Below are 17079 nucleotides of genomic sequence, written 5' to 3'. Positions count from 1 at the left end.
AGACAGAGCAACATCACGAGTGGGCATCATGTATAACACCGCGTTAGTGTACAGAAGTTTCGGCGAACCGCAGACTGTTCTGCAAGCTGAAACCACCGCGCTGGCACCGCTTCCGGCAGGACAGGTTCGCGTCAAAATGCGCCTTGCGCCGTTGAACGCCTCGGATTTGATCCCGGTCACCGGCGCCTACAGTCACCGCATTACCCTGCCCGCCGTCGCGGGTTATGAAGGCGTGGGCGTGGTAACAGAAACGTCTGGCTCAGACGCGCATCTGCTGGGCAAACGCGTGTTGCCGCTGCGCGGTCAGGGCACCTGGCAGCAGTATGTGGATTGCCCGGCGGAACTGGCTGTGCCGGTGCCGGATGATATTGACGATACGCTTGCCGCCCGCGCCTACATCAATCCGCTGGCCGCACAGATGATGCTGGAACATTACCCGGCTCACGGCCAACATGTGCTGGTCACCGCGGCGGGTTCTGACTGCGCCGGTTACCTTGCGCAGTGGGCCAGGCTTCAGGGGGCAAAAAGCGTGACCGGCATTTATCGCTCCGCCATCCACGCCAGCCGCCTGGCGGCCTGCGGCGTGAAAGCGCTGGCCGATACGGAGAGCGCTGCCATCAAACAGGCGGCGGGTAAAGCCGGCGTTATCTATGACGCCACCGGCGGCACACTGGCAGAAACGCTGCTGCAATCAATGCCGAAAACCGGGCAATTTATCAGCTACGGTTTGCTCTCCGGGCAGCCATTCAGCATTCGCCAGCGCTTACCCGCAGTCCACTGGTTCCATGTGCGTAACTATCTCGACGCAATGACGGCTGATGGCTGGCAGCAGGCGTTTTGCACGCTCTGGGAGCGACTGCGCACAACGCACGTGAGCGAGGTCATGGTGGTTGATTTTCAGCAGTGGCAGCAGGCTATCACGCTGTACCAGACGCCAGGCCGGATAGCCAAACCGCTGCTGTCGTTTTAATCCCGGTCGGCTGAATACGCCACACCGCGCTGGCGCTCAATTTCCGCTAATCGGGTGCGGAGCGAGGCCACCAGGTGCTCCCAGGCAAGGCTGCCCAGTGGCACCCGGAACGGCGGCGCGGGGGCGTCTGCCGCCGCGATAATCGCATCAACCGTGCGCTGCGCATCGCCTTTTATGTCAAAACTGCCACTGGCAATTCCCCGGCGTACCTCGCCCGCAGGCGTATTGTCATAGACGGCGAGCGGCGTGGCGTGATCGAGCCCGGCACCGAATCCGGTTTGCGTTGGGCCGGGTTCGGCAATCACGATGTCGATACCAAACGGTTTCACCTCCTGCGCCACCGATTCCAGAAAACCTTCAATACCCCATTTGCTGGCATGGTAAAGGCTGAAATTGGGATAGGCTACCTGGCCGCCTTCAGAAGAGACCTGCACAATCCGCCCGCCTTGCTGCTCGCGCAGCCACGGCAACACGGCACGGACTAACTGGATGGAGCCGGTAAGATTGGTAGCTACCTGCCGGTCAATTTGCGCATCGCTCACCTCTTCCGCCGCGCCAAACAAGCCGTATCCGGCGTTGCTGACCACCCGTTCAATCACACCAAAAGTGGAAAACGCGGCGTCCACTTCGCGGCGCAGTGCGGCGCTATCGGTCATATCAAAACAGCTGACGTGCAGCCGCGACGGATAGTGCGCCTGTAATGTACTCAGCGCATCCACGCGCCGCACGCAGGCCACCACGCGGCCACCGCGTGCCAGCAGCGTTTGCGTCATCAACAATCCCAGCCCGGACGAAGCGCCGGTGATCAGCCATGTCATCATAAATACCTCCACATGTTTTCCGGTGAGTGGAGAGCGTAAGCAACCGGCGCTGCTATGATAAGACGCACCAATCGACATGCAGCGGTGAAAAATATTCAACAATGAAAAATGTCAGTCTCGCAGATTTAAAAGCGTTCCTGCTGGTCGCCCGGCACCGCAGTTTTCAACAAGCCGCCAATGAACTGGGTGTATCCCGTTCCTCGCTCAGCCACGCCATGCGCGGGCTGGAAAGCCAGCTAGGTGTGCGCTTGTTACATCGCACCACCCGCAGTGTCTCGTTGACGGAAGAAGGTGCGGCGTTGTTGCAGCGCATTGATCCCCTGCTTAACCAGTTAGATACGGCGCTGGATGCAACCCGTTTTCGCCCGCAGGAGCTGCACGGTACGTTGCGTATTAACGCGAATGAAGGTGGCGCGCGCTGGCTGCTGGCGCACGTGGTCGACGGCTTTTTACAGGCGCACCCGCAGGTGGTGCTGGATATCGTGACCGAAGGCCGGCTGGTGGATATCGTCGCCGACGGGTTTGATGCGGGCGTACGGCTGGCGGAAGCAGTACCGCTCGATATGATTGCGGTGCCCTTCGGCGGGCCAATCCGCTTTATCACCATCGCCTCGCCGCACTATCTCAACAACGCAGGTGTACCGCAAAGCCCGGCGGATCTTTTACAGCATCGCTGTATCGCCCAGCGTTTGCCGAGCGGAAAACGCTATCGCTGGGAGTTTGTGCAACAGGGCAAGCCGCTGACGCTCAACGTGCCCGGCAATTTATGTCTTGATAACAGCGCGCTAATGGTCGACGCGGTGGTAAAAGGCTTAGGCATTGCTTATGTCCCGGAACCCTATGCCCACGAGGCGATCAACAACGGGCTGGCGCAACAGGTGTTGTCGCCGTTCAGCCCGCCGATTGCCGGCTTGTGTCTCTATTATTCCGGTCACCGGCAAATACCGGCGACGTTGAACGCGTTTATCGCCGCCATTCGCGAGGCCAACGAAGCGGTGTTGTAATCAGTCGTCAAGTAACTGCCCGGTGCGCAGATCCAGGCGGAAATCGCGCCCGCCGTCCGGCGGGTCCCAGTCGCCCGAGCCATATACCACACCGTCAGCTATCCGGTGAACCAGCACGCAGTCATACCCGCATTGCGGCGACGTCCAGACCACGCCGGTATGCACATTGGCCAGAAAAACGTTTTGCATCGTGGTCACAAAGAAATCGTCTGTCAGCGTATCGGCATACTCCGGCAGCGGGCACATTTGCACCACATAATCGCGCAGAAAATCGATTGTCGTACGGCGCGACGCGATATCAAACAGATGCACATGCTGACCGCAAATAAACGCCACCGTATGCTCATTACTCAAGGTGTGGCAGAAACAGAGTTCCAGCAGGCAACCGAGCTCATCGACGCCCACAAACACGCGCAGCAGCATCACGACTTTATTATTCTGGCAGATAACAACCTTGCGTCGGAACGCGCCGCGCCGCCCGAAGGGATTGACGTCGATTTCGATAAGCTCGCCTTCCGGCGGCCACTCAACATCCGCCGCATCAATGAAATCGCCCGCTTCATGGGCGGAATGCTCAAGGTAAAGAAAATAAGCCCGGTATGACATGTGATTGTCCGCAAAGGCGCTGGTGAGTCAGCTTTCGGCAGATAATAAAAGCAGATGACATTTTTCACCATCAATGCAGTCACTTATGCCGTTTCTACGGCGCGCCTTATTAGGCTACGCTTTGAAGCTTGGACACGGATAAACCGGAGAGAGAATGCTGATTGCCCAACTGAGCGATATTCATGCTGCGCCGGATAACGACAACCTTCAGCGCCTGCATCGCGCCATCGACTGGTTGCTTGCGCTCAATCCCGATCTGCTGGTGGTGAGCGGCGATTTAATCGATGACGGCTGGGGTGCGGGCTATCGCGCCATTGACAGCGCCTTACAGCGCCTGGCGTGCCGCTCGCTGATCCTGCCCGGCAATGCCGATGATAAAACCGTGATGTGTGGAAATCTGGCCGCTTTTTCTCACCGCGCTGCGCATGACGCGCTGCATTTTCAAGAGCACATAAATAACGTGCCGGTGATTGGCGTGGATGTGACCGTAAGCGGTGAAAGCCGGGGCGATATCCGCCCGCATCTGCACTGGCTGGAAGCGGCGCTGCGGGCGCAGCCGCAACCGGCAATGATCTTTTTGCACCAGCATCTTTTTCCGAGCGGCATTGCCCCGCTGGATAACGCCATGTGCGAGGGCGGTGAAGCGCTGGCACAACTGTTGGCGCGCTTACCGCACCCTCCGCTGGCGCTGTGTGCAGGCCACGTCCACCGCGCGATGTCCGCCACATTTGCCGGTATCCCGGCGTATCTTTGCGGCTCCATCTGCCCGGCGAACCCGCTGATGATCAATGCTCAGCACATCCCAGCGGTAAGCGATCCGCCTGCACTTCTCATTCACGACCTGCGCGGTGATACCCGCGTTAGCCATTTTGTCGCGCTGTAGCACCAGCGAGGAGAGGCTGGCGGGCCATCATGCAAACCCGCCGCTTTTTCACGCGACATTTTCCTGCCGGGTACGCGTTCTGACGCCCGGCACTTAATGACCCGCGACATCAGCCATTGAATTTATAGCTCGCTATTTCAAACTGCTGAGGACGTACACCGAGGCGTAATAAAAAATCATGAATATGCGTCAGCGATTCCCCGGATGGCTTATAGTGGCCGGAAAAATTAGTAATCGAAATCTTATTATTTTCCACAAACAGGGTGCCCGCGCTCAGAATATCCATCCTGGTTAAATAGATATTATTATGGTGAAACACATGCTCATTTATGTTTGAATATAACCGGCCTCTTTCCATTATTCTCAACCCAGCGCTTTCAGACAGAGCGAATAAATATTCATTATGTTTCCTGAGAGATTTATGTTCGCGTATGAGCTGACTTATTTTGTCATTCGCATTTTCTTCGGTGTTGGATATATTAATATATGAAATTACCCCCTGATTATAATGCTTTCTCATTTCACTAATACTTAATGGTTCAGAGCCGATATTTTTAATATATTTGTCGCCAGCAATACCCGGCTCAGAAACCGTATTATTGGCCACATCGGAAAGTGGCCTGCCCGCCCGCTGATTGCTCGATGAACTTGCTGATAAAACAGTGCTTTCACCGGGTAAGGAGGCAGGTAATGGCATCGATGCAGAGGTCAATAGCTGCCCCCGGACCTGACGCTGATACGCTTCAAGCCAGTTACCTTTATCACCTGCTTTCGCTTGCTGATATTGTTGCTCAATTTGCCCTCTTCGGCTTTTTATATTTGGCGCATAAACAGGCTCGTCAATCGCTGGTTTGTTTGTTTCAACTTGATGAGTTTTAGGCGAGGATGATTTTCGTAGTGAATGAAAAAGATTAACCAGCACGGGTTTTCGTCCATCAGGATCGCTTAATGTAACAGGATTATTTCGCGTCATGCGGAACATATTGAGTCCATCGAGTTTTCCCGACGGATCTGCCGAAAGCCAACGCCCCAGCCATGGCTGATAATACCGGTAACCGAAATTATACAGCCCGGTCGCATCACGCTCTTTACCCGAGTATCGCACGGTTTTGTATTCTGCTTCCGTCATGCTTCGGGCGCTCCAGATTGCTGTCCCCCCGTAAGGATAGAACGCTTCCATACTGATGATATTACCCTCGCCATCCAGCTCAAGCAGACTGCTGCCTGTGAGATTATCGTAGCTGTAGCGCACCTGCACATCGCTAATATCAGCGGGTGCGCCGCTCTCCCAATAGAGAATCCGCGTCTGCGCCCCCCCCCACCTCCCTTGCAGTAATAACCTGCAAACTTTCAAGCTCATTGATACCGTTTGTTTTGGTTCTCAGCTCCAGGCATGGCAGGTAAATGACCCGACGCATCAATGTGCTGGTGTTTGTTTTCTGCAAACTGATTTTAAGAACGCGGTGACTATCAGCTTCATAACGGTAGTTTTCCTGATCATCATCGGCATTGTCACGCACCACCGAGGAGCACTTCAGGAGTTCGTTGCGAGTTGTCCAGCTCAGATTCTGACCGGGCCACAACTGTTTCTGCTGGCCGCCAGCAGTAAACAGCGCCTCCACTTCTGTTGGGTTTTCCACAAGCCTGTTCGTCACCGCCCGGTTGCTGCGATCGCTGACAGTAATGTCCGTTGTATAGCTATTGTTTGTCATGGGAGCACTATGACGAATCTGCGTCAGATTGCCTGCCCTGTCGTAGGCGTAAGTACGTGTGTAGCTGGAGAATACAGAATTGTCGGCAGGAAGGGGGATCATCACGTAGGGTAAGCTGCGGCCTGGAGAATTCGCAGTTGCCATCTCGCGCCCGCTGGCACTAACCAACTGGTAAAGACTGTCGTAAATATAGCGGTTGTCGGGCACCACTTTTTGATTACGCCAGAAACGTGTCTCTTCCGCATCGTTATGTACGATCAACACATTGCCCACCGGGTCATATTCATAGCGAAGATCTTGCAACACCTTCGCGCCGCAAGTGTGCCCTGCCGGACGTTCCGTTTTAACCGCGATGAGGCGTTGCGTTTCTGGCTCATAACTGTAGGTGATCACCACGCCATTTCCCTGCTCTTCTCGCAGTTTCTGCCCCGCCGCAGAATAGGTAATACTTTTAACGATGCCCCATTCCGTACCGTCCTTCAGCTTCATCCAGCTACCGGAGAGCTGCCCCGCTTTGTCATAGGCTACTCGTTGCCGATTGCCTTTAGCATCCGTGGTCGTTAGCCACTCGCCGATGGCGTTCGTCGTGGTCAGGGTGGTAAATATTTCTCCACCGAGCTTCTCGTTCCACTCGGCAGCCTCTTCACCTTGCCAGTCAGCAATAATGTCGGGATTGTCGGCGTTATTCAGCAATCTGCGGGTGACGGAAAGGGAGACTCCCGTCAGGGATATGCTGTCACTCTGTACCAGACCGGCTGTGGTGTAGTGGCTGATGCATTCACCAGCCAGGTTCCATTTTTTCTCGGCGTCGGTGCCACCTGCGTAAACTCGCCGCTCAGTGATACAGGCAATGCCACCATTTATCTGTTCCCGCACGCTCAATAAATGCCCCGGTAATCCGGCGTCTTCATACTGCCAGACACAGGTCACTGCCTCGCTTCTCTCCTGCGATCCATCGTCAGTGATACGAATATTTTTTACCTCTATAAACAGCCGGTTAGCGGCGTCGCTAAGTACCACGGTAGTACCCGCATCGACACTCTGTGTGCGTAAGATGCGCCCGCCAAGATCGTTGAGATAGGTTATGTTCACCAACCCCTCGTGATACAGGCGTGGATCGGCGCTGCGCGCCAGATTGCCACACACATCGTAGCGATGGTGGGTAATTCGCTCATCGTTATCGTCCGGACGGTCGGGATGCCGACAATAAACAATATCGCGCACAGTTCGTCTGCGGTTGTCAAAGACGGACACCATGGGCGTTTGATTACATAGCGTTGCGCTCATTGATTTCTCCTGTGTACGTTAGTCAACGTGAGTTTTACAGGGCAAATCTGTCGCCAGCAGGATTACCGCGACTGAATAAGCGGCTTTAGAACCCACGGCGAAAAGGGCGTAGCTGATTTGCCATAACGATAAGGTTTGTCTTAAGAGAACGGATAACTCCTTCTCTTACAGGCCATGAATACCTTTCATCATCGTGAAATGGCTCAACCATGAGCGCCAGGGGAGGCCTTGTTATAGAGAGTAAGCGTCGCCTGTTTTCACGGCTCGCCTTCCCAGTAATCCACACCTGCACCGCGAAATTCGACGCGCCGGAAATCATCCCGACCGTTTGTACGTGCTCTCGCGAGGAATTTATCGGCGTCCGGGTATTCGCAGATTTCCGGGCTTTCCATTGTGCTAATCGAGAGATAACGCAGCGGTTGATCGGAGGTATTAATAATCTGGTGCGGCCACGCTTTGCCTGGCGGAATGCAGATAACATCCCCTTCCTGAATGGGCCGCTCTTCATCGCCGATGCGCAACGTACCGTTGCCGTTCAGCACAATAAACATCTCTTCCTGCGCATGATGGAGATGAAACGGACAGGCGCGTTTGCCGGGCGGCAAAATATCGATCGACGCGCCGAGTTTACTGGCGAGAGTGCCTTTGGTCAGCGAGCCGCCGAGCGATTCATACAGCGGCGGGCGCACGAAATTTTCCATTTCAATATGATTAAAATTGCGGATCGCAAACGCGGGCGGAGTTTTGTCGTTCATAAACAGTTCCGGTAAAGGGTTCCTGTTCAGTATTGAAACGCCCCTTCGGCCTGTCAATCTGTTCTGCCAGCGTAGTGAGAATGATCGGGTCGCCATTCATCACGCCGCTGGCAGAAAGAGCTTATCCGCAATATCTACTGCGGATGTATATCAGCCCGGTAGCGACGCCGCCGGGCTTCAGCGTCTTACTCTCCCGCCAGCCGCTGATACTGGGCAAAACGCTGCTTCGCATCCTGTTCAGTTTGTGCAAACAGCTGCTCAGCCAGTGAAGGTGAGATGCGCTCGAGCGAGGCATAGCGCACTTCGCCGAGCAAAAACTCGCGAAAATCCTCTTCCGGCTCGTCGGAGTCGAGAATAAACGGGTTTTTCCCTTTTGCCAGCAGTTGCGGGTTATGGCGCCATAAATGCCAGTAACCCGCGTCAACCGCCCGTTTCGCCTCACGCATACTGCATCCCATACCGGTTTTTAACCCGTGGTTGATGCACGCAGCATAGGCAATCACCAGCGACGGTCCGGGCCAGGCTTCCGCCTCGGCAATCGCCCGCAATGTCTGGGCTTTATCGGCACCCATCGCCACCTGCGCGACATACACATTGCCGTAGTTAACCGCCATCATGCCGAGATCTTTTTTACGCGTCCGCTTGCCTTCAGCGGCAAATCTGGCGATGGCCGCCGCGGGTGTCGATTTCGACGACTGCCCGCCAGTATTGGAGTAAACCTCGGTATCAAACACCAGAATATTGACGTCCTCGCCGGAGGCCAGCACATGATCCAGCCCGCCGAAGCCAATGTCATACGCCCAGCCATCGCCGCCAAAAATCCACTGCGAGCGCTTGGCGAAATAGTCGCGGTTTTGATAGAGCCGGTTGAGCAGCGGGTCATCGCCCTTCTGCTGTTCAAGTAACGCGCTAAGCTGCCCGGCTCGCGCCTGCGTCCCATCGCCGAGATCTTTATGTTCCAGCCACTGGCGCAGCGCCTGTTCAAGATCTGCGCCAAGCGGTAACGCCAGCGCGTTTCGCGCATCGCTGGCGATCTGTTCGCGTAATGCGCGACCGCCCAGCATCATGCCAAGGCCATATTCGGCGTTATCTTCAAACAACGAGTTCGCCCACGCCGGTCCCTGGCCTTTATGGTTTGTCGTCCACGGAATGGACGGCGCACTGGCGCCCCAGATTGACGAGCAGCCTGTGGCATTGGCGATCATCATGCGGTCGCCAAACAGTTGCGTGACCAGCCGTGCATACGGCGTCTCTCCGCACCCGGCGCACGCGCCGGAAAACTCCAGCAGCGGTGTTTCAAACTGGCTGCCTTTGACAGTCGTTTTGCTGAAAGGATTGGCTTTGGGCGATAAACCTAACGCATGATCCCAGACAGGAACCATCGCCTGCTGGCTCTCCAGCGGTTGCATGGTCAGCGCCTTGCCTTTTGCCGGGCAGATATCCGCGCAGTTACCGCACCCGGAACAATCCAGCGGTGAAATCGCCAGATGATATTCATACCCTTTCGCCCCCTGCGCAGGTTTGCTCAACAGCGCAGGCGGCGCGGCTTGCCGCTCGGCCTCATCCAGCAGCGCCGGGCGCACCGCCGCATGCGGGCAAATAAACGCACATTGATTGCACTGGGTGCAACCTTCGGGGTTCCAGACCGGCACCTGCATGGCGATACCGCGTTTCTCCCAGGCGGCGGTGCCGGGTGGGAACGTGCCATCTTCCCGGCCAATAAAGGCGCTGACCGGCAGCTTGTCGCCGCACTGGCGATTCATTGGCTCAAGAATATCGCGAATAAAATCCGGCATCAGGCGCGTATCTTCGCTGGCATTATCTTCCAGCCATGCCCAGCGCTCCGGCACCATCACTTCCTGCAGCGCCTCCATGCCGAGATCGATAGCGGCATTGTTCATATCCACCACTTTCTGCCCTTTGCGCCCGTAAGATTTCTCCACGGCCTGCTTCAGATAACCCGACGCTGTTTGGGGTTCGATAATGCCCGCCAGTTTAAAAAACGCCGCCTGCATCAGCATATTAAAGCGCCCGCCCAGCCCCAGCCTGCGGGCGATATCCACCGCGTTGAGGGTGTAAAAGCGCACGCCCTGGCGCGCAATGTAGCGTTTCATCGCGTTGGGCAGCCGTGCCTCCAGCTCTTCACCAAACCAGGTACAGTTGAGCAGAAATGTCCCGCCGGGGTTTAACCCCTCCAGCAGATCATATTTATCGACATACGATTGCTGCGAGCAGGCAATAAAATCGGCTTTATTGATCAGATAGGGCGAGGTGATGGGCCGTTCGCCAAAACGCAGATGCGACACGGTAATGCCGCCCGATTTTTTCGAGTCATAAGCAAAATAGGCTTGCGCATACATCGGCGTGTTATCACCGATTATCTTAATCGCGCTTTTATTGGCGCTGACGGTGCCATCCGATCCCAGCCCCCAGAATTTACAGGCGGTGATCCCCTCGCGTGAAACCTGCACGTCATACGCAGGCACCGGCAGCGAGGTGTGGGTGATGTCGTCAAAAATACCCAGCGTAAAACCATCTTTAGGCAGCGGTTTTTTCAGGTTTTCAAATACCGAGACAATATCCCCCGGCAACACATCTTTACCGCCCAGCCCGTAGCGACCGCCGACAATCAACGGCGCGTTATCGTGGTGGTAAAAGGCGTTTTTCACATCCAGGCATAACGGCTCGGCCTGCGCACCGGGCTCTTTGGTGCGATCGAGCACCGCAATGCGTTTCACGCTTGAAGGGATCCGGGCAAAGAAATGCGCCAGTGAAAACGGTCGAAACAGATGCACCGTCACCAGGCCGACTCTTTCGCCGCTATCGCACAGTGCGTCCACGACATCCGAAATGGTGTCGCACACGGAACCCATCGCCACAATAATTTGTTCAGCATCTTGCGCGCCGTAGTAATCAAACAAATGGTATTCGCGCCCGGTGAGGGCAAAGATTTCCGCCATATAGTTTTCGACAATTTCCGGCAACGCATCGTAATAGCGGTTAGCCGCTTCGCGCGCCTGAAAGTAGATATCCGGGTTTTGCGCCGTCCCGCGGATCACCGGATGTTCCGGGTTAAGCGCATTGCGGCGAAAGCGGTTCAGCGCATCGCTATCCAGCAGCGGCGCCAGCTCGTCATACTCCAGCACCTCGATTTTCTGGATCTCGTGCGAAGTACGAAACCCGTCGAAAAAGTTGATAAACGGCACGCGGCCTTTGATTGCCGACAGATGCGCCACCGCCGAGAGATCCATCACCTGCTGGACATTGCTCTCGGCCAGCATCGCGCAGCCGCACTGGCGCACCGCCATCACATCCTGATGATCGCCAAAAATGTTCAGCGAATTTGTCGCCAGCGCCCTCGCACTCACGTGAAACACGCCGGGCAACAGTTCACCGGCGATTTTGTACAGATTAGGGATCATCAATAACAATCCCTGCGACGCGGTGTAGGTGGTGGTGAGCGCCCCGGCCTGGAGCGCGCCGTGGACCGCGCCAGCCGCCCCTGCTTCCGACTGCATCTCCATTAAACGCACCGGCTGACCAAACAGGTTTTTTTTGCCCGCCGCAGCCCACTCATCGACGTTTTCCGCCATCGGCGTGGAGGGCGTAATCGGGTAAATCGCCGCGACATCGGTAAAGGCATAGGAGATCCAGGCTGCCGCTGCGTTGCCATCCATCGTTTTCATCTTTCCGGACATTGCTCGTTCCTCGGTTCTTAGAGGTGGTGATACCTTCGCTATTGCACAGCCTGTGCCATCTCGATTATTTCAGTGAATACAAGCAATTAGTAACCGGCGCCGGAAAGGTTTTGCGTGGAATAAGACAGCGGACGCGACAGCTTGTTGAACTGCCGACAAAGTGTCACGCCGGGCAGCGCGGGTAACGAGCGCAAACAGAATTGTGCTGTTTCGTACAATTGGTCTGATGATTGTGAACTCTTTGTTCCTTCCCTCTTCTGCGTCAAAATATAAAAACTATAAAAATCAAAATATTAACCACTCTGGCATGGCTGGTATGTTCCCTGCACAAGGAGATTTGGCAAACACATAACCAACAGGAGAAACACCATGACCATGCGTCAATGCGCCATTTACGGCAAAGGTGGGATCGGCAAATCGACCACCACACAGAACCTGGTCGCCGCGCTGGCGGAGATGGGTAAAAAAGTCATGATTGTCGGCTGTGACCCGAAAGCCGATTCCACGCGTTTGATCCTGCATGCGAAAGCGCAGAACACCATTATGGAGATGGCTGCTGAAGTCGGCTCCGTGGAAGACCTGGAGTTAGAAGACGTGCTGCAAATCGGTTACGGCGGCGTGCGCTGCGCAGAGTCCGGCGGCCCGGAGCCTGGCGTCGGCTGTGCCGGTCGTGGGGTGATCACCGCGATTAACTTCCTCGAAGAAGAAGGCGCTTACGTGCCGGATCTCGATTTTGTTTTCTACGACGTGCTGGGCGACGTGGTATGCGGTGGTTTCGCCATGCCGATTCGTGAAAACAAAGCGCAGGAGATCTACATCGTTTGCTCTGGCGAAATGATGGCGATGTACGCTGCCAATAACATCTCCAAAGGCATCGTGAAATACGCCAAATCCGGCAAAGTGCGCCTCGGCGGGCTGATTTGTAACTCGCGCCAGACCGACCGTGAAGATGAACTGATCATTGCGCTGGCAGAAAAACTCGGCACGCAGATGATCCACTTTGTTCCGCGCGACAACATTGTGCAGCGTGCGGAAATCCGCCGTATGACGGTTATCGAATATGACCCGACCTGCAATCAGGCGAACGAATATCGCAGTCTTGCCAGCAAAATTGTCAACAACACCAAAATGGTGGTGCCCACCCCCTGCACCATGGATGAACTGGAAGCACTGCTGATGGAGTTCGGCATTATGGATGTGGAAGACACCAGCATCATTGGTAAAACCGCCGCCGAAGAAAACGCCGTCTGACCACAGGAGCACACCATGAGCAATGCAACAGGCGAACGCAACCTGGAGATAATCGAGCAAGTGCTTGAGGTTTTCCCGGAGAAGACGCGCAAAGAACGAAGAAAACACATGATGGTGACGGACCCGGAGCAGGAAAGCGTCGGCAAGTGCATCATCTCTAACCGCAAATCGCAACCAGGCGTGATGACCGTGCGCGGCTGCTCGTATGCCGGATCGAAAGGGGTGGTATTTGGGCCAATCAAGGATATGGCGCATATCTCGCATGGCCCAATCGGCTGCGGGCAGTACTCCCGCGCCGGGCGGCGTAACTACTACACCGGCGTCAGCGGCGTGGACAGCTTTGGCACGCTCAACTTCACCTCCGATTTCCAGGAGCGCGACATCGTGTTTGGCGGCGATAAAAAGCTCGCCAAACTGATTGAAGAGCTGGAAGAGCTGTTCCCGCTGACCAAAGGCATTTCGATTCAGTCGGAATGCCCGGTCGGCCTGATTGGCGATGACATTGAGGCCGTCGCGAACGCCAGTCGCAAAGCCATCAACAAACCGGTTATTCCGGTGCGTTGCGAAGGCTTTCGCGGCGTGTCGCAATCCCTCGGACACCATATTGCCAACGATGTGATCCGCGACTGGGTGCTGGATAACCGCGAAGGCAAACCGTTCGAATCCACCCCTTACGATGTGGCGATCATCGGCGATTACAACATCGGTGGCGATGCCTGGGCTTCGCGCATTTTGCTCGAAGAGATGGGCTTGCGGGTAGTAGCACAGTGGTCCGGCGACGGTACGCTGGTGGAGATGGAAAACACGCCGTTCGTCAAACTGAACCTGGTGCATTGTTACCGCTCAATGAACTACATCTCGCGCCATATGGAGGAGAAGCACGGTATTCCGTGGATGGAATACAACTTCTTTGGTCCGACGAAAATCGCGGAATCGCTGCGCAAAATCGCCGACCAGTTTGACGACACCATTCGCGCCAACGCCGAAGCGGTGATCGCCAGATACCAGGCGCAGAACGACGCCATTATCGCCAAATATCGCCCGCGTCTGGAGGGGCGCAAAGTGCTGCTTTATATGGGCGGGCTGCGTCCGCGCCATGTGATTGGCGCCTATGAAGACCTGGGGATGGAGATCATCGCTGCCGGTTATGAGTTTGGTCATAACGATGATTACGACCGCACCCTGCCGGATCTGAAAGAGGGCACGCTGCTGTTTGATGATGCCAGCAGCTATGAGCTGGAAGCGTTCGTCAACGCGCTGAAACCGGATCTCATCGGTTCCGGCATCAAAGAGAAGTACATCTTTCAGAAAATGGGCGTGCCGTTTCGCCAGATGCACTCCTGGGATTACTCCGGCCCGTACCACGGCTATGACGGCTTCGCCATCTTCGCTCGTGATATGGATATGACGCTCAACAATCCCGCCTGGGGTCAGTTGACCGCGCCGTGGCTGAAATCCGCCTGATTTTTATCCTGTTATCCCGTTTGTTCACCGATTTGTGGCGCGGGAGGAGAACACCATGAGCCAGACTGCTGAGAAAATACAGAATTGCCATCCCCTGTTTGAACAGGATGCCTACCAGACGCTGTTTGCCGGTAAACGGGCACTCGAAGAGGCGCACTCGCCGGAGCGGGTGCAGGAAGTGTTTCAATGGACCACCACCCCGGAGTACGAAGCGCTGAACTTTAAACGCGAAGCGCTGACTATTGACCCGGCAAAAGCCTGCCAGCCGCTGGGCGCGGTACTCTGTTCACTGGGGTTTGCTAACACCCTACCGTATGTACACGGTTCACAGGGTTGCGTGGCCTATTTCCGCACGTACTTTAACCGCCACTTTAAAGAACCGGTGGCCTGCGTGTCGGATTCAATGACGGAAGACGCGGCCGTGTTCGGCGGGAATAACAACCTCAATACCGGCTTACAAAACGCCAGCGCGCTGTATAAACCGGAGATTATCGCCGTTTCTACCACCTGTATGGCGGAAGTGATCGGCGATGACTTGCAGGCCTTTATCGCCAACGCCAAAAAAGATGGTTTTCTCGATGCCGCCATCCCCGTGCCCTACGCGCACACCCCCAGTTTTATCGGCAGCCATATCACCGGCTGGGACAACATGTTCGAAGGTTTTGCCCGGACCTTTACGGCAAACCATGAAGCACAGCCCGGCAAACTTTCACGCATCAACCTGGTGACCGGCTTTGAAACCTATCTCGGCAATTTCCGCGTGCTGAAACGCATGATGGAACAAATGGAGGTACAGGCAAGTGTGCTCTCCGATCCGTCGGAAGTGCTGGATACTCCCGCCAACGGGCATTACCAGATGTACGCGGGCGGGACAACGCAGCAAGAGATGCGCGAGGCGCCGGATGCTATCGACACCCTGCTGCTGCAGCCCTGGCAGCTGGTGAAAAGCAAAAAAATGGTGCAGGAGATGTGGAATCAGCCCGCCACCGAAGTTTCTGTTCCCGTTGGGCTGGCAGGAACGGATGAATTATTGATGGCGATCAGTCAGTTAACCGGCAAGGCCATTCCCGATTCACTCGCGCTGGAACGCGGGCGGCTGGTCGATATGATGCTCGATTCCCACACCTGGTTGCACGGTAAAAAATTCGGCCTGTTTGGCGATCCGGATTTTGTCATGGGATTGACCCGTTTCCTGCTGGAACTGGGCTGTGAACCGACCGTCATTCTCTGCCATAACGGCAACAAACGCTGGCAGAAAGCGATGAAGAAAATGCTCGACGCCTCACCGTACGGCCAGGAGAGCGAGGTGTTTATCAACTGCGATTTGTGGCATTTCCGCTCGCTGATGTTTACCCGTCAGCCGGATTTTATGATTGGCAACTCGTACGGCAAGTTTATTCAGCGCGACACCTTAGCCAAAGGCGAACAGTTTGAAGTCCCGCTGATCCGCCTCGGTTTTCCGCTGTTTGACCGCCACCATCTGCACCGCCAGACCACCTGGGGCTACGAGGGCGCCATGAGCATTCTCACTACCCTTGTGAATGCGGTACTGGAGAAAGTGGACAAAGAAACCATCAAGCTCGGCAAAACCGACTACAGCTTCGATCTTATCCGTTAACCATCACATGCCCCGCGCCACGCGGGGCCAGGGAGGCTCTATGCCGGTCATTATTCTTCGCCAGCGCGGCGCCGATCTCTATTGTTATATCGCTAAACAGGATCTGGAAGCCCGCGTGTTACAGGTTGAACATGACACGCCGGAACACTGGGGCGGCGCGCTTGAACTGGAAGGTGGACGCCGTTATTACGTCAATCTGCAACCCGGCCGCCCGGCTTTTCCGCTCAGCCTGCGCGCCACCCGCGACGCACAGGTATAAGGAGGTGAGCAATGTCCGACAACGATACGCTGTTCTGGCGGATGCTGGCGCTGTTTCAGTGCCTGCCGGAGCTGCAACCCGCGCAAATCATGGCCTGGCTCACCCACAGTTGTGAGGACGTGCTGACACCCGACGGGCTGGCAGCACTCGAATTACCGCAACTGGAAGCCCGGTTTCCGTATGCGGAAGCCCTGATGTCCAACGGTCGCTGGGCGCGGGTTAAAGCCTGTCTGCGCGGCGAACTGCCTGCCCATTTACAGGTGCAGGAAGCCAAAAGCCGCCGTCCGCAATTGATGGTTGCTTTCTGCTCGCAGGATGGGCTCACCATTAATGGCCATTTCGGCCAGGGGCGACTTTTCTTTATTTACGGGTTTGATGACCAGGGCGGCTGGCTGCATGATCTGCGCCGCTACCCTTCTCACCCGCAAAATCAGGAACCGAATGACATCCGCGCGCGGTTACTCCACGACTGCCATCTACTGTTTTGTGAAGCGATCGGCGGCCCGGCAGCCGCACGGTTGATTCGCCATAATATTCACCCGATGAAAGTATCCCCGGGCAATACTATTTTGTCCCAGTGCGCCGCTATCCAGAACCTGCTGGCAGGGCCGTTACCGCCGTGGCTGGCGAAACGGCTGGAACGCGCTAATCCGCTGGAAGCGCGGGTGTTTTAAATCGCCCCCTGATGGGGGCGTTTTTTTGCGTGGGCATTGCGCCAATTGTCTGTTTTGTCACAAAGCACACAACGTTT

12 protein-coding genes and 1 pseudogene are annotated in these 17079 nt (G+C 55.7%); 8 read left to right on the top strand and 5 right to left on the bottom strand.

Annotated features, from left to right (window positions below; genetic code table 11):
* Positions 1-28: 28 nt before the first annotated feature.
* Entirely contained in the window at positions 29-970 is a 942-nt protein-coding gene (locus tag JKP81_RS12240) for a zinc-dependent alcohol dehydrogenase family protein (protein ID WP_200551952.1), read from the top strand.
* Here JKP81_RS12240 and JKP81_RS12235 read toward each other — a convergent pair.
* A complete protein-coding gene (locus JKP81_RS12235) occupies positions 967-1791 on the bottom strand; it encodes an SDR family oxidoreductase (protein ID WP_200551951.1) in 825 nt (274 codons plus the stop codon). The genes JKP81_RS12240 and JKP81_RS12235 overlap by 4 nt on opposite strands.
* Positions 1792-1892: 101 nt before the next feature.
* On the opposite strand from JKP81_RS12235, the gene JKP81_RS12230 reads away from it, so the two are divergent.
* Entirely contained in the window at positions 1893-2795 is a 903-nt protein-coding gene (locus JKP81_RS12230) for a LysR family transcriptional regulator (protein WP_200551950.1), read from the top strand.
* Here JKP81_RS12230 and JKP81_RS12225 read toward each other — a convergent pair whose 3' ends face one another.
* On the bottom strand, positions 2796-3401 hold the full coding sequence (locus tag JKP81_RS12225) for a hypothetical protein (protein WP_200551949.1): 606 nt from the start codon (positions 3399-3401) through the stop codon (positions 2796-2798).
* 154 nt (positions 3402-3555) lie between these two features.
* Here JKP81_RS12225 and JKP81_RS12220 point away from each other — a divergent pair, with 154 nt between their 5' ends.
* Positions 3556-4284, top strand: a complete 729-nt coding sequence (locus JKP81_RS12220; protein ID WP_200551948.1) for a metallophosphoesterase — start codon at positions 3556-3558, stop codon at positions 4282-4284.
* 931 nt (positions 4285-5215) lie between these two features.
* On the opposite strand, the pseudogene JKP81_RS12215 reads toward JKP81_RS12220, so the two are convergent.
* The 3 genes and pseudogenes from JKP81_RS12215 to nifJ form a co-directional block, all read right to left on the bottom strand.
* A pseudogene (locus JKP81_RS12215) lies at positions 5216-7283 on the bottom strand (RHS repeat-associated core domain-containing protein); the annotation flags it as partial.
* Between the two features lie 257 nt (positions 7284-7540).
* Positions 7541-8038 carry a cupin domain-containing protein gene (locus JKP81_RS12210; protein ID WP_200551947.1) on the bottom strand — a complete coding sequence of 166 codons (498 nt, stop codon included), beginning with the start codon at positions 8036-8038 and terminating at the stop codon, positions 7541-7543.
* Between the two features lie 185 nt (positions 8039-8223).
* On the bottom strand, positions 8224-11736 hold the full coding sequence (gene nifJ, locus JKP81_RS12205; protein WP_200551946.1) for a pyruvate:ferredoxin (flavodoxin) oxidoreductase: 3513 nt from the start codon (positions 11734-11736) through the stop codon (positions 8224-8226).
* Between the two features lie 369 nt (positions 11737-12105).
* On the opposite strand from nifJ, the gene nifH reads away from it, so the two are divergent.
* The 5 genes from nifH to JKP81_RS12180 are packed head-to-tail and all read left to right on the top strand — an operon-like array spanning position 12106 to position 17002.
* Complete coding sequence (gene nifH, locus JKP81_RS12200) at positions 12106-12987, top strand: nitrogenase iron protein (RefSeq protein WP_016496129.1); 882 nt, start codon at positions 12106-12108, stop codon at positions 12985-12987.
* A 15-nt stretch (positions 12988-13002) separates the two neighbouring features.
* Positions 13003-14451, top strand: a complete 1449-nt coding sequence (nifD, locus tag JKP81_RS12195) for a nitrogenase molybdenum-iron protein alpha chain (RefSeq protein WP_200551945.1) — start codon at positions 13003-13005, stop codon at positions 14449-14451.
* Between the two features lie 55 nt (positions 14452-14506).
* Entirely contained in the window at positions 14507-16069 is a 1563-nt protein-coding gene (gene nifK / locus JKP81_RS12190; protein WP_200551944.1) for a nitrogenase molybdenum-iron protein subunit beta, read from the top strand.
* A 40-nt stretch (positions 16070-16109) separates the two neighbouring features.
* Positions 16110-16328 (top strand): putative nitrogen fixation protein NifT, encoded by a 219-nt coding sequence (nifT, locus tag JKP81_RS12185; RefSeq protein ID WP_017456748.1) that lies wholly within the window; start codon positions 16110-16112, stop codon positions 16326-16328.
* Positions 16329-16339: 11 nt separating this feature from the next.
* A complete protein-coding gene (locus JKP81_RS12180) occupies positions 16340-17002 on the top strand; it encodes a NifB/NifX family molybdenum-iron cluster-binding protein (RefSeq protein WP_200551943.1) in 663 nt (220 codons plus the stop codon).
* Positions 17003-17079 lie beyond the last annotated feature (77 nt).

Source organism: Kosakonia sp. LAM2021 (assembly GCF_016620385.1).
GTDB lineage: Bacteria > Pseudomonadota > Gammaproteobacteria > Enterobacterales > Enterobacteriaceae > Kosakonia > Kosakonia sacchari.
The sequence above is the reverse complement of the archived record's forward strand: the minus strand, read 5'-3'. Positions and strand labels throughout refer to the sequence as shown.